The organism is Desulfovibrio sp. SGI.133 (assembly GCF_050313955.1).
Classification (GTDB): Bacteria; Desulfobacterota; Desulfovibrionia; order Desulfovibrionales; family Desulfovibrionaceae; genus Desulfovibrio.
The window spans coordinates 48,824-62,513 of the sequence record NZ_JBNPMK010000008.1; the positions used below are offsets into that span (position 1 = coordinate 48,824).

At 67.6% G+C, this 13,690-nt stretch carries 9 protein-coding genes; 1 reads left to right on the plus strand and 8 read right to left on the minus strand.

Translation table 11 applies throughout. From position 1 onward, the window contains the following. Positions 1-599 precede the first annotated feature (599 nt). A complete protein-coding gene (locus ACQRBR_RS10070; RefSeq protein ID WP_427812903.1) occupies positions 600-2,642 on the minus strand; it encodes a small ribosomal subunit Rsm22 family protein in 2,043 nt (680 codons plus the stop codon). After that, positions 2,643-4,313: an ASKHA domain-containing protein gene (locus ACQRBR_RS10075; RefSeq protein ID WP_427812904.1), complete on the minus strand. Its 1,671-nt coding sequence runs from the start codon at positions 4,311-4,313 to the stop codon at positions 2,643-2,645. It lies immediately after the preceding gene. A gap of 104 nt (positions 4,314-4,417) precedes the next feature. Here ACQRBR_RS10075 and ACQRBR_RS10080 point away from each other — a divergent pair, with 104 nt between their 5' ends. After that, the gene (locus ACQRBR_RS10080) at positions 4,418-5,122 is read left to right on the plus strand and encodes a hypothetical protein (RefSeq protein WP_427812905.1); all 705 of its coding nucleotides are present in this window, start codon (positions 4,418-4,420) and stop codon (positions 5,120-5,122) included. Between the two features lie 21 nt (positions 5,123-5,143). Here ACQRBR_RS10080 and ACQRBR_RS10085 read toward each other — a convergent pair whose 3' ends face one another. From ACQRBR_RS10085 to pheT, 6 genes are all read right to left on the minus strand, one after another. Further along, positions 5,144-5,917, minus strand: coding sequence for a methyltransferase domain-containing protein (locus tag ACQRBR_RS10085; protein WP_168935535.1), 774 nt, complete (start codon positions 5,915-5,917; stop codon positions 5,144-5,146). Positions 5,918-6,287: 370 nt separating this feature from the next. Next, positions 6,288-7,460 carry a phosphoglycerate kinase gene (locus ACQRBR_RS10090; protein WP_321030942.1) on the minus strand — a complete coding sequence of 391 codons (1,173 nt, stop codon included), beginning with the start codon at positions 7,458-7,460 and terminating at the stop codon, positions 6,288-6,290. A gap of 488 nt (positions 7,461-7,948) precedes the next feature. Continuing rightward, positions 7,949-9,943 (minus strand): transketolase, encoded by a 1,995-nt coding sequence (tkt, locus tag ACQRBR_RS10095; RefSeq protein ID WP_427812906.1) that lies wholly within the window; start codon positions 9,941-9,943, stop codon positions 7,949-7,951. 19 nt (positions 9,944-9,962) lie between these two features. Continuing rightward, the gene (rpe, locus tag ACQRBR_RS10100) at positions 9,963-10,694 is read right to left on the minus strand and encodes a ribulose-phosphate 3-epimerase (protein ID WP_168935532.1); all 732 of its coding nucleotides are present in this window, start codon (positions 10,692-10,694) and stop codon (positions 9,963-9,965) included. 71 nt (positions 10,695-10,765) lie between these two features. Then, positions 10,766-11,107 (minus strand): MerR family transcriptional regulator, encoded by a 342-nt coding sequence (locus tag ACQRBR_RS10105; RefSeq protein ID WP_006008090.1) that lies wholly within the window; start codon positions 11,105-11,107, stop codon positions 10,766-10,768. A gap of 156 nt (positions 11,108-11,263) precedes the next feature. Beyond that, positions 11,264-13,666, minus strand: a complete 2,403-nt coding sequence (gene pheT, locus ACQRBR_RS10110; RefSeq protein ID WP_427812907.1) for a phenylalanine--tRNA ligase subunit beta — start codon at positions 13,664-13,666, stop codon at positions 11,264-11,266. Between the last annotated feature and the right edge of the window lie 24 nt (positions 13,667-13,690).

A 13,690-nucleotide genomic window follows, 5' to 3' on the forward strand; every position in this document is an offset into this window, starting at 1 on the left:
CAGACCTTTGGGTAAAAAGAAAAGCGGCTGGCCTCCCGCAGGGGGAAAGTCGGCACGCTGGATCGATCGGCTTCACAGGCCGGGCGGTCTGGAACCGCACGGCGAAAGCCCTTTATACGCGTTCCCCTGGGGAAAATAAAGGGCCTCTTCCAGTGGAGAAGAAAAGCCCGCTTTGATCTTGTTCAATAAAATCAGGATGTTTTTTGAAGAAAACGGCTCTTGTCACCGGCGGAGGGCCCACGGGGGAAAAATCCCCGCAGGGCCTTGACCTGCAAAGAAAAAGGCGGGGAAAGAAAAATTTTTCCGGGCCCGGAAAAAGATTTTTGTCACAGAGCGCCGGAAAAGCCGCTCCGGCAGAGCCAGCCGGGCTTGCCCGCAGGCGTCGTGCTGCTGCCGGTGGCGGGATCGGGCGCCGGGCAAAACAAAGGGGAAGGGGCGCGGGACCCCTTCCCCATATCTTTTATTTCATGGGCATCCGCCAGATCACAGGCAGCAGCGGCGCGGCCGCTGCCGGTCAGACGGAACGCCCGTGCAGCAGGCCTGCGGACATGCGCATGGAGGCACTTTTGCCCGTTGCGGGCCCTTCGCAGGAAGGGCGGCTAGTCCTCCCCGCGGCCACGGCCTCGTCTGGGGGCATTGCCCTGACGCCTGTCTCCGGAGCGCCGGTCAGAGCTCCGGTCAGGGCGGCGTCCATCGGGCCTGCGGTCGTTCCGGGGGAAGGCACGGGGATCGTCGTGCCTGTCAGAACGGCGGCCGTCTTCATACCGCCCGGGACGCCGATCCTGAGGATGGGACGGACGTTCCGGGGCCCCGCGCCGGTCGTCACGGCGGGGCTGGCGGTCATTGCCGTTGCGGCGGTCGCGGAAGGCGCCGTCGGCGGTGTCGCGTTCGTCGGAGCGCCTGCCGAAGCGCTTGTCCCCGTATCTGTCCTCCTGCTGGTCACGGAAGTTTCGGTGCTGTTCTTCGGATTTCACGAAGCGTCCCGGGCCGTGGCTGCCGCCGGGGACGGCGGGCAGGGCCAGCATCAGGGCGCCGCTCTTGCGGTCACGGCGGGGCGTGCCGGGCCGTTCGTCCGCCTGGGCCCGGGCCGTGAGCTGCGCGCCAGAGGGCAGGGCGGCGGCATCGGGCACCACGGCCAGACCGGCGGCACAGCAGGCATAACGGGCCTGGCCGCGCAGACCGGGCACGACGAAGGGCGAGGAGAGCACACGCACGGGCGTGGGCCGGCGCAGCATGGCCGCAGCTTCGCGGCTGTTGTCCGGGGCGTCGTCATCAAGGTCGTCCAGATCGTCGAACAGGCTTTCCCCGGCGGCCGGATCGGCCCGCAGCAGCAGGGGGGCCAGACTCAGGGCGCTTTTGGCCAGACCGGCGGCGGAGGACAGCTCCTGCAGCCATTGCGGCGCGCCTTCGCAGTCGAAGGTGAAGTGGCACCAGCCGCGCCCGGCATGGGCGTGGGCCAGCGGACAGGGGGCCCGGTGCGTGCAGGGGGCCATCGGCATCAGGTCACGCTCCAGCGCGGCATCCCGCAGGCGGCTGATGGTCTTGCCGCCCAGACGGGTGCCGGGCTCCACGAAAAGGGCCGCGGGCAGCAGGGCCTCGTCGGCGCTGCCGGTCTCGTCCTCGTTCAGGGGCGCGGGCCAGCACAGGGGCTCCAGCTCATCCAGAAGGTTCTCCAGACGGCGCACGCCGCCGGAGCCTTCCTCGTCCTCGTCGTCTTCACGGTTCATCTGGCGGCTCTCGGCGCTCAGTTCGTTGAGCACGTTGGCCGCCGTGAGCAGCCAGGGGCGCAGGTGGCGTTCCTGACGCTCCAGCGTATCGGCCAGTTTGCGTTCCAGGCGCGGCATGTGCTCCAGCGAGCCCCGCTCCACACGCACCTGCCAGACGGGCTGGCCCAGAATGTCGCCCCAGGCGGCCATGACGTCGCGGCCCAGTTCCATGGGCTGCACGGCATTGTCCACGGCCAGCACCTGGATGGGCAGGGCACGCCATTCGGGACGGGCCAGCCACAGGGCCAGCGGCACGCTCAGGGGGCCGGAACCGCCGTCCAGCAGCAGGGGCGTCTGGCCTTTCTCCAGCCAGAGGCGGGGATCGGGCAGGGGCAGGGAACGGAACAGACGCGCCAGACGCAGCACGTTCCAAGGCAGGAAATAATACAGATAGGCGCTGGTGCTGGCCGGGGAGCTCCAGTAGGGCCGGTAGAGGCCGGAGCGTTCGCAGGTCAGCAGACGGGAAAGGGCCTCGATGTCCGCAGGCAGGTTGCGGTAATGGGCGCTGCGCAGCGGGCGCACCGTACGCAGGGCCTGGCCCAGGGCATCCAGTTCCCGCCGGACCACGTCAGGCAGGGCGGGCAGGAGCTCGGACTCCATCTGCCACGGGGACGGGCGACCGTCACGGGGCGCGCGGGCCTCCCGCTGGCCGGGGCGGTTCCAACCGGAGAATTCTTCCTGACGCCGCGAGGGGCGTTCGACCTGTTCTCCGGTAAAGGAGGAGTACTGGCGGCGCGGTGCTTCGGGACGGCGGCCACGCTCGCGGTCGTTACGGGATTCTTCATGGAAAGAACGGCGTTCCGTCGCGCGGCCTGCGGGGCGCGGACCGCGAGGGGCCGGAGCTTCGCCGTATTTTTTCTGTCGGGTATCGGACATTTATACTCCAAAGCGCATATGGCGCAGGTAATCGGCATGGAAGCCGGGATCTTCAGCAACAGGGACGAGCGTGGCCGCGGCGCACCAGCGTGCCAGCGCGGGCAGGCGCCAGGGCTCGGCGGCCAGCAGGGCGGCGCCATCCAGCGAGCTGTTGCCCACGGCACGCACACGCCGCCCCATACCGGAGGGCAAAAAGCCCAGCTCTTCCAGACAGGCGGGCGGACAATGTTCGCCCAGAGCACCGGCCAGTGCCAGACAGGCCACATCGGCGGCGGCCAGCCCCGCGGCCCGCAGAAGGGCCTCCAGAGCCTGCGAGAAGGCGGCCTTGACCTTGAGCAGTTCCTCCACATCGGCGGCGGCCAGCCATTGCCCGTACGGCAGGGGCAGGCGCAGCCCCATCCGGGCCTGCTGGGGCGGCGGGGCCACACGCCGGGCCAGCGGTGAGGCGGGCGTGCGGAAATGCCCGTCCGCATCCAGGCAGCCCAGCCGCAGCAGCAGGGCCAGCAGGGAAAGATAGCCCGTGGCGCTGATACCCTGCACATCGGCCCCGGCGGCCAGGGGGCCGTCCACACTGTGGCAGGCCAGTCCCAGGGGCGAGACCTCGAAACGGGTGATGCTCCCCGGCCCGGCCATGCGGCCGCACTGGGGCCCGATGCCTTCCAGAGCCGGGCCCAGCGGGACGCTGGCAAGCCACAGGCGGCCCCGGGCATCCACGAGGGCCAGCTCGCCGTTGGTGCCCAGGTCGGCCAGCAGCAGCGGGCGCGGCAGGCCGTCGGCCAGCAAACGGAGCAGCCCGGCGCTGATGTCGCCGCCCACGAAGGGCGCGGGCAGGGGCGGGATCAGCAGCGGCGGCAGCCCTTCCACGGTCAGGCCGCAGCCGCCCGCATGGCTGCGCCGGTAGGGCGCGGCGCACAGGCCGCGGATGTCCCTGTCCAGAAAAATGTCGGTCATGGCCGTGTTGGCCGCCAGTACCAGCCGCTCCACAGGGATGCCGGGCAGGGAGGCCGTCTGCTGCCGCAGCAGGGCCGTCAGATGGTCGCGCACCAGTCGGGCGAGCCGGGTCCGGCCTTCGGGCGCACTGGCTACGGCCAGGCGGGACATGACGTCCGCGCCTGCCCCGGCCTGCGGATTGAGGTCGTGCCCTTCGGCCACCACGGACACCGGCAGGGGCGGACGGCAGAGCAGGGAAAAATCATCAGGGGCCGGTTCTTCCCGGACATCGGGGACGGCGATCAGGCGCCAGTACAGCGACGTGGTGCCCAGGTCCACGGCCAGGGCCAGATGGTCCTGTTCCGGGAGGGAGGGCGCGGCCGTGGTCATGACCGTCATTTTTTCCGGTGCGGGCACATCAAGATGCAGCTCCGGGCCCATGGCGTCAGTTATCTGACGACGGCAGGCCAGACGCCAGCCCCGGGCCAGCAGGTCGGGGCCCAGGATCTCTTCTTCTTCCGGCAGGGGAGCGGGCGCCACGGACAGGTCATGGAAACGGACCCGGCAGCGGCCGCAACGACCCAGACCGGAACAAAGGGGCACGGGCGCCGCCAGCCCGCCCAGCCAGACGGCCCGGGCCAGATCGTCGCCGGGGGCCGCATGGCCGTAACGCGGGGGCGCGGCAGGGACTTCATCCTGCCCTGCGCTCGTGCGGGGCAGTTCGTGGACACAAAGTTTCATGCCGCCACACTGCCTCAAGGCGCCGGGCAAGGCAAGCCTCGGAGGCCCGGGCGTTTGGCCTCGTTCTTGCATTCTTTGTCGCAAACTACGGGAAATCGACAGTCATGAGCAGCATACTTTCACAGGAAGAGATCGCCGCCCTGTTGCACGGCCTGCCTGCCGCCGGAGGGAATGACGTTCCGCCGGCCGGAGCGACCGCCCCTGCGGACGACGAAAGCCGGCTGGATGCCCTGGCCGCGCGCTGCGCCCGTCTGTGCGCCGCCAGCATGGAGGAGCAGCGGGGGCGCCTGCTGGAGCTGACGCCGCAGCCCGTGCGCCGTCGTCCTTTCGGCAGCGTGGCGGACAGCATACGCGAGGCCTCCTGTTGCTGTGCCGTGGAGCTGGAGGGCCTGGAAGAGCCCGCACTGCTCGTACTGGACAGAGCCTTCGTCTTCAGCCTGCTGGAAGAATTTTTCGGCGCGGGGGGCTTCGAACGCCCGGGCCAGCGTCCCTTGACTGCGCTGGAGATCATGCTGGCCCGCAAGTTCGCGGACCGCTTCCTGGCCGCCTTCGATCTGGCCAGCAAACCGTCGTCCTGGCATCCCCGCTGCGGCCACAGCTCCTCCCTGCCGCGTCTGGCCGTCTTGACCCCCGATGAGCAGCCGGTCTGGCATCTGGCCTTCCGCAGCCTGCTGGGCGGCCGTGCCGGGGCCCTGTATCTGTGTCTGCCCGAGGATTTCAGCACCCACCTTGCCGTACGCTCGGCCTTGCCCGGTTCCGGACGGGAAAAAAATATCCCGGACGCGGCAGGCGCATCCGGGATCATCTAGCAGGGATATCTTCGGGCCGGTCTAACAGCCGCGTATCCAGTAGGTCTCGAAACCGTCTTCCAGCCAGCCGTCTTCCAGATGGCGGAAATCAGCCTTGCGCAGCAGTTCGCGGTATTCGTCGCGGGTACGGCGCCAGCCCCAGAACTGTTGGCGGCGGATGCCCAGGAAGTGCAGGAAGCCGCGGATGACGATCTTGAGGGCGTTGACGAAACTGCCGATGAAGCTGTCTTCCTGCAGCAGCGAGGCCGAAAGGCAGATGAGCTGGCCGCCGGGCACGAGCTGCGCCCGCAATTCGCCCAGCAGGTGCTGGAGCTCGCGGGTGGGGATGCTGTAGTCCACGGCAGAAAGATAGATGACGTCATAAAAGACGTCCGGCGGCAGGCAGGCCGGGGGCATGCCGATATACATGCGCTCGTTGGGCACATGACGGCGCAGCCAGCGCATGCTGACGGTGCTGGGCTCGTTGACGTGCAGCTCCAGCTCGTCGGCCGACATCTCCTCCACCAGACAATGTTCCATATAGCCTACGCCGCTGCCGATGGAGAGCACACGCAGCGGGCCGGAACCTTCAGGACGCAGGGCGGCCTGTTCGCGCAGGCGGGCGGCCAGCCACTGGGCGTCCTTGCGCTTGTTCTGCCGCCAGACGGCGGGCAGATCGTCCCAGTCCTTGAAGCGCCGGAACAGCTCTTCATAGAAGGTGGCGTAAAACTTGGGTTCCGCCAGATGGAAAAAAGAAATGTGCGAGAATGACGTAAACGGGATTCCCTGCCAGCTTTCCTGATAAAAACGCCGCACATTTTCCTCCATAAAAGACAAAAGAGGGGGCGGGCCCGGGGCCCGCGGACGGTGGTTCGGCAAAGGGGCTCCCCCTGCCGGACGCAGCGCGATGATACCCCAGCCGGGCCGTCCGCGCAACGTGCCGGAGGCATTGGCGGGGCCGGAAGACGAAAAAAACTCGTTCGGGGCAGAAAAAGGAAAGGCCGGGAAAGCTTTCCTTCATCATTTCAGGGCAGGGAAACTTGCCGGGGGAGGGGCGGCAGGGCGCCAGCCTTGTGGGCGCTCTGCGGGCCAGGCGCGCCGGACTCGCGGGCTGGTCAGCGTCCGAGTCCCGGGCCGGAGACAAAAAGATCCCGGAGGGGACGGGCCCCTCCGGGAAAAGCGTCAGTTATTCGCCGCGATCCTGCAAGGCGGCCACGGAGGGCAGCAGTTTGCCTTCCAGCAGCTCCAGGGAAGCACCGCCGCCGGTGGAGATGTAGCCCATCTTGTCGGCCAGGCCGTAGCTTTCCACAGCGGCCACGGAGTCGCCGCCGCCCACCACCACGAAGGCGGGGGAAGCCGCCAGGGCTTCGGCCAGGGCCTTGGTGCCCGCGCCGAAGGGATCGGTCTCAAAGGCGCCCACGGGGCCGTTCCAGACCACGGTGGCAGCCTTCTGCAACAGACCGGCGTACAGTTCCACGGTCTTGGGACCCACGTCCAGGATCATTTCATCAGCGGGCACCTTGTCCACGTCGCAGACCGTGGCGGTCTGGCCGGGAGCCAGTTCCTTGGCCGTGACCACGTCCACGGGCAGAGGCAGGGTCTTGCCCAGTTCCTTAGCCTTGGCCATGACCTTCTTGGCGTCGTCCACCAGCTCGGGCTCATACAGGGAGGTGCCCACGCCGTAACCGGCAGCGGCCAGGAAGGTGTTGGCGATGCCGCCGCCCACGATGAGGGTATCCACCTTGCCCAGCAGGTTGTCCAGCAGGCCCAGCTTGGTGGAGACCTTGGAACCGCCGATGATGGCCATCAGCGGACGGGCGGGAGCATCCAGCACCTTGGCGAAGGCGTCCAGCTCGGCGGCCATGAGGGGTCCGGCGCAGGCCACCTTGGCGGCGCGCACGGCCCCTTCGGTGGAGGAGTGGGCGCGGTGGGCGGCCCCGAAGGCGTCCATGACATAGATGTCGCCCAGAGCAGCCAGTTTGGCGGCCAGTTCGGGATCGTTCTTCTTTTCGCCCTTAAAGAAGCGGATGTTCTCCAGCAGCACCACTTCACCGGGAGCGGCCTTGGCGGCGTCGAAATCGGCGGCCAGTTTCACGGGACGGCCCAGCAGGCCGGAAAGGTGGGCAGCCACCGGCGCCAGGGAGAACTTTTCTTCCACCACGCCTTCGGTGGGACGGCCCAGATGCGAGAGCAGGACCACGCCCGCGCCCTTGTCCAGCGCCATGCGGATGCCGGGCAGGGCCGCACGGATACGTTTGTCGTTGGTGATGCGGCCATCCTTCATGGGCACATTGAGATCCTGGCGGATGACAACGGTCTTGCCGCTGCACTCCATGTCCTGCAACAGTCTGATGGGCATGTCTGCCTCCTTTTTGTCAGGGAAGGGATCACCGGGAAGGGCCGGGACACGGCGTCCGGTTTGTCAAAAAGATATGTTCCCCGAAGAGGAAAGTCCAGCCCGGCCCCAAAGGTCAAGGGGAATGCCGGTAGCGTAAGATCCGGCAACCGCTGTCCCGCCTCTGGTCAGGCAGAACCGTATGGTGCGATGTCCTCAGGAGGATGTCTGTCTGTTCTGTATGTCGGGCCCGTCAGGGGGATACGGTCCGGCATCTCTCGGGGCTAGGGGCACGCAAGGTCATGTTCGTCCCGCTCTTGGCGGCAGGGACATTGTTGCAGTCAGATGCCGCCCACGCCCTCTACCATCGGACCGTCCTCTCCGGAGAGGACGCAAAAAGGCCCGGGACCTGGGGATATTCATCCCACGATCCCGGGCCTTAGTTTCCATGCGTGTTTTTGGGGGGCCTAAAGCACAGGCCTTTCCCCTCAACAGATCATGTCAGTCCCGCGTTAGCCCAGCAGCTGGCGGGCCATGTCGGCCAGGTGGGCGGCGGTGAAGCCGAAGTGTTCGGCCAGGGCCTTGCCCGGACCGGAAGCACCGAAGGTGGTCATGCCGAGCACGGCACCGTCCAGGCCCACATACTTGCGCCAGTAGTCGGCGGCAGCGGCTTCCACGGCCACGCGGGCACGCACGGCGGCGGGCAGCACGCTTTCGCGATAGGCGGCATCCTGGGCGTCGAAGCGTTCGCAGCAGGGCATGGAGACCACGCGCACCTTGCGGCCTTCGGCGGTCAGGGCCTCGGCGGCCTCAAGGGTGATGCCCACTTCGGAGCCGGTGGCCATGAGGATGAGCTCGGGGGTGCCGTCGCAGTCACGCAGCACGTAGCCGCCGCGGGCGATGGCCTGCACCTGGGCCTCGTCGCGGCTGACGAAGGGCAGGTTCTGGCGCGAGAGCGAGAGGCAGGTGGGACGGTGGGCGTTTTCCAGGGCGCACTGCCAGGCAACGGCGGTCTCCACGGTGTCGCAGGGGCGCCAGACATCCAGGCCGGGCATAAGGCGCAGACCGGGCACCTGTTCGATGGGCTGGTGGGTGGGGCCGTCCTCGCCCACACCGATGGAGTCGTGGGTGAAGACCCAGACCGCACGGGTGCCCATGAGGGCCGCCAGACGCAGGGCGTTCTTGGCGTAATCGGAGAAGACCATGAAGGTACCGGCGTAGGGGATGAAGCCGCCGTGCAGGGCCAGACCGTTCATGATGGCGCTCATGCCGAACTCGCGCACACCGTAGGCCAGATAGTTGCCGGTGCAGGTGGCGGGATCGAAGTTCACGGAGTGGCTGGTCTTGGTGCCCACGGAACCGGTCAGGTCGGCGGAACCGCCCAGCATCTCGGGCAGGTTGCCCACCAGTTCTTCCAGGGCCTTCTTGGAGGCCACGCGGGTGGCGATGCTCTCACCGGCTTCCACGGCCTTCTTGACCATGGCGGCGGCGATGTCGGCCCAGTCGGCGGGCAGGTCGCCCTTCATGCGGCGTTCCAGTTCGGCGGCCAGTTCGGGGCAGGCGGCGCGGTAGGCGTCGAAACGGACCTGCCATTCGGCTTCGGCCTTCTTGCCGGCTTCACGGGCGTCCCAGGCCGCGGCGATGTCGTCCGGCACGGAGAAAGCGGGCTGATGCCATTCCAGAGCGGCACAGGTGGCGGCGGCCACGTCCACGCCCAGGGGCGAGCCGTGGCAGGAGGCGGAGTCGGCCTTGGAGGAACCGAAACCGATGTGGGTCTTGCAGATGATGAGGCTGGGATGCTCGGCGTCGGCGCGGGCTTCGGCCAGGGCGGCGTCCAGGGCCTCGGCGTCATGGCCGTCCACGGGACCGATGACCTGCCAGCCGTAGGCTTTGTAGCGGGCGGCCACGTCTTCGGTGAACCAGCCGTCGATCTTGCCGTCGATGGAGATGCCGTTGGAGTCGTACAGGGCGATGAGCTTGCCCAGGCCCCACACGCCGGCCAGGGAGCAGGCCTCGTGGGACACGCCTTCCATGAGGCAGCCGTCACCAAGGAACACGTAGGTGTGGTGGTCGATGACCGTGTGCTCGGGGGTGTTGAAGCGGGTGGCCAGCATCTTTTCGGCCAGGGCCATGCCCACGGCGGACGAGATGCCCTGACCCAGGGGACCGGTGGTCATTTCCACGCCGGGGGTCACGTCGCATTCGGGATGGCCGGGGGTGCGGGAGCCCAGCTGGCGGAAGTTGCGGATGTCGTCCATGCTCAGGTCGTAGCCGGTGAGGTGCAGCACGGCATAGAGCAGCATGGAGGCGTGACCGTTGGACAGCACGAAGCGGTCACGATCCATCCAGCCGGGATTGGCGGGATTGTGTTTGAAGCCGTGGCGCCAGAGGGCTTCGGCCATGTCGGCCATGCCCAGGGGGGCGCCGGGATGACCGGAACGGGACTTCTCGATGGCGTCGATGGCAAGGGCGCGGATGGCGTTGGCACACTGTCTGCGGGTAGGCATGATGCGGTCCTTTGTTGAGTTATTTTTTCAGGGCGCGGCCGGGCTGCCATAGGGCGGCCGCAGCACAACGGGCATTGTGGGCGTTGTCGGCCGCAGCCTGGGCAGCGGCCTGGAATTTCTGATGGCACTGGTCATAGGGCGGATGGCCGAAGAAGGCCGAGCCCGAGACCAGTACGTCGGCACCGGCGGCCACCAGCTGCGCCGTGTTCTCGGGGCAGGCGCCGCCGTCCACCTGGATGAGCACGTCCCCGGCACCGGCGGCGTTGAGCATGGCGCGGGTGGCGCGGATCTTGTCGAAACTCTGGGGGATGAACTTCTGGCCGGAGAAGCCGGGGTTCACGCTCATGACCAGCACCATGTCCAGATCGGGGGCCAGCCAGCGCAGAGAGGCGATGTCCGTACCGGGGTTGAAGGCCAGACCGGCTTTCATGCCCAGGCGACGGATCTCGCTGAGGGTGCGTTGGGGATGGCGGTCGGCCTCGGCATGGATGACCAGCATGTCGGCCCCGGCGTCACGGAAGGATTCCAGATAGCGGGCGGGCTCCTCGATCATGAGGTGCACGTCGAAGAAAAGTTTGCTGCTGCGTTTGCGCAGGCTTTTGATGACGGGCTGGCCAAAGGTGATATTGGGCACGAAGGCCCCGTCCATGATGTCCAGGTGCAGCCAGGAGATGCCCGCGGCCTCAAGGGCGGCGAGCTCGTCGGCCAGACGGGAGAAATCGGCGGAGAGCAGGGAAGGAGAAAGGATCATGCGGCATCCTGTGTAGGCTGCCTGTCGTGCAGGACCGCCGCGGCGTACTGCCGGAGCGGCAGGACAGGGGATCACCGGCCGGCCAGAACGCGGCGCAGCTCGGTCAGCTCGTTTTTCAGCTTCAGCATCAGGGCCGGATCGCGCTTGCTGGCGGCGCGTTCCGGCAGGACCTCGTCCAGGGTGGCGCTGCCGTCCAGGATGCGGCGCGCGCCTTCTATGGTCATGCCCTTCTGGTGCAGCAGCTGCTGGATGCGGCGCAGCAGGGCCATGTCCTCTTCGGTGTAGAAACGCTGGCCCGAGTCCGTACGCCGGGGAGCCAGCTGGGGAAACACCGTTTCCCAGAAACGCAGCACGGAAGTATTGAGGTTGAGCAGGGCGGCGGCTTGGCCGATCTTGTAGAGTTTTTCCGACATGCTCCCTCTCTTGCGGGTTTCACCGCGCGGGCCGGGGCCGCACGCAGTGCCACGGACCGCGGCCCCGCAAGGGGGCCGCAGCCCGTGGAAAACCGTATCAGCAGCACTTCCGTCACGGGGCGGGCAAGACTCGCCCGGTACGGAAGGGGCAGGGGGCTAGATGCGTACGCCCAGCGCCTGCACCAGGGATTGTGCCACCTTTTCCCGCACTTTGTCCACTTCCGCATCCTTGAGGGTGCGCTCGGCATGACGGAAGGTCAGGCGGAAGGTGAGGTTGCGTTCGTCGCTGCCTTCGGGGCTGAAGCTGTCCACCAGCACGGCGCCTTCCAGCAGGGGCTGCTTCTGGCCCATGATCTGGTCCAGAATGGCGCCCACGGTCACGCCCACAGGGGCAGCCACGGTGATGTCGCGGCGCACCGGCGGGAAGACGGCCAGGCTCTGGAAGCGAACCTGGGCGGCATCATGCAGGCGGCGCAGCACGTCGAGGTTGAGCTCGGCCAGCCAGACGTCCTTGCGGGCGTGGAAGCTGTCGGCCATCTCGGGACGCACGCGGCCCATGAAGCCCACCTCGGTGCCGTCCACGCTCAGGCGCACGCAGGGCAGCAGGTAGGGGTGGCTCTCGGCCAGTTCGCACACGGGGGCGGACAGGTTGAGGAAGTGCAGCAGGTGCTCCACGATGCCCTTAAGGTCGCTGTAGTCCATGTCGGCTTCCACATGCGGCCAGGCGCTGTCGTGGCGCTGGCCGTAGAGGAGCACGCCCAGCATGCCGGTCTCGCTGGCGCCGGTGGCGTGGGGATCGTCGCTGGGAGCGGCCGTGAAGGTGTTGGCCAGCTCGAACAAACGCACGCCCGCGGCACCCTGGGCCAGGTTGTTGCGCAGGTCATGCAGCAGGCCGGGGGCCAGCACGGTGCGCAGGGCATCCTGTTCGGCGGAGAGCGGGTTCATGATGGAGATGCGGCCTTCGGCGGGCAGGCCCAGCAGGTCCAGATCCTTGTGGCCCACGAAGCTGTAGTTGACGGCTTCGTTGAGGCCCAGACCGGCGCCCCAGTGGCGCAGGCGGGACCAGAACTGGAAGGTGGACATGGGTTCGCCGGCGCGGCCCAGATCCTGCAGAAAGGCGGGCAGTTCGGGGGCGATGGTGTCCAGACCGTGCACACGGCCCACTTCTTCGATGAGGTCGGCTTCGCGGGTCAGGTCGGGGCGCCAGCTGGGCTGGGTGACCTGCCAGCTGTCGTCGCTGGTCTTCTCGATGGCGCAGCCCATGCCGGAGAGCACCTTCTCGTCGAAGTCGCGGCTCAGTTCCACGCCCAGCAGGGCGTTGGCGCGGGCGGGACGGAACTCGATCTGCACGGGCACGAAGGGCTTGGGCTCGGCCAGGGTGTAGCCGGGGCAGACCTTGCCGCCGGCAGCGGCCACCATCATGGCGCAGGCACGGTCCAGGGCCCAGATGGAGCGCTTGTGGTCGATACCGCGCTCGAAGCGGTAGGAGGATTCGGACGACAGGCCCAGACGGCGCGAGGTCTTGCGGATGGTGCCGGGACGGAACACGGCGCTTTCCAGGAAGACGTTGGTGCTGGCATCGTCGATCTCGGTGGCCTGGCCACCCATGACACCGGCCAGGGCCACGGCGCGTTCGGCGTCGCGGATGCAGAGGTCACGGGGATCGAGGGTGCGTTCCTGGCCGTCCAGGGTGACGATCTTCTCGCCCTGGGCGGCGGGGCTGACGATGATGCGGTTGCCGCGCAGCTTGTCCAGGTCGAAGGAATGCAGGGGCTGGCCGCATTCGAAGAGGATGTAGTTGGTCACGTCCACGATGTTGGAGATGGGACGCACGCCCACGGCATGCAGACGGTGACGGATGCGCATGGGCGAGGGAGCGATCTTGACGCCGGCGATGACGCGACCGGCGTAAAGGTTGCACAGCTCGGGATCGCTGACTTCCACGCTGGGCAGGTCGCGGGCCGGGCCGTCCTCGCACAGGGGCAGTTCGGGGATGGTCAGGGGCAGGTTGAAGGCCAGGGCGGTCTCGCGGGCCAGACCCAGCACGGAGAGACAGTCGGCGCGGTTGGGGGTGATGGAGATGTCCAGCACCTCGCGGTCCAGCTCCAGGGTGTCCACCAGACGGGTGCCGGGCACGGCGCTGTCGGGCAGGACCATGATGCCGCTGTGGTCTTCGGTGAGGCCCAGCTCGCGTTCGGAGCAGATCATGCCGAAGGAGGGAGCGCCGCGCAGCTTGGCCTTTTTGATGACCAGGCCGCCGGGCATGGTGGTGCCCACCAGGGCCACGGGGACTTTCTGGCCGGCGGCCACGTTGGGGGCGCCGCAGACGATGTCCAGCAGTTCGCCCTGGCCGGCGTCCACCTTGCAGATGTGCAGGTGGTCGGATTCGGGATGGTCGACGCATTCCACCACATGGCCCACCACGATGGGGGCGATGGCGTCATAGGGGCGCACGATTTCTTCCAGTTCCAGGCCCAGCATGGTCAGCCGGTCGCCCAGCTCCTGTGCCGTGCCTTCATACGGGACGAATTCGCGCAGCCACGAAAGAGAAAGCAGCATATGTCATCTCACTGGCCCCGCAGG

Bases quoted from the DNA above. Each gene is read 5' to 3' on its own strand.
- ACQRBR_RS10090 (WP_321030942.1), bottom strand. From the start codon at position 7,460: ATGCCCATCAGACTGTTGCAGGACATGGAGTGCAGCGGCAAGACCGTT.
- tkt (WP_427812906.1), bottom strand. From the start codon at position 9,943: ATGCCTACCCGCAGACAGTGTGCCAACGCCATCCGCGCCCTTGCCATC.
- rpe (WP_168935532.1), bottom strand. From the start codon at position 10,694: ATGATCCTTTCTCCTTCCCTGCTCTCCGCCGATTTCTCCCGTCTGGCC.
- ACQRBR_RS10075 (WP_427812904.1), bottom strand. From the start codon at position 4,313: ATGAAACTTTGTGTCCACGAACTGCCCCGCACGAGCGCAGGGCAGGAT.
- ACQRBR_RS10080 (WP_427812905.1), top strand. From the start codon at position 4,418: ATGAGCAGCATACTTTCACAGGAAGAGATCGCCGCCCTGTTGCACGGC.
- ACQRBR_RS10105 (WP_006008090.1), bottom strand. From the start codon at position 11,107: ATGTCGGAAAAACTCTACAAGATCGGCCAAGCCGCCGCCCTGCTCAAC.
- ACQRBR_RS10070 (WP_427812903.1), bottom strand. From the start codon at position 2,642: ATGTCCGATACCCGACAGAAAAAATACGGCGAAGCTCCGGCCCCTCGC.
- pheT (WP_427812907.1), bottom strand. From the start codon at position 13,666: ATGCTGCTTTCTCTTTCGTGGCTGCGCGAATTCGTCCCGTATGAAGGC.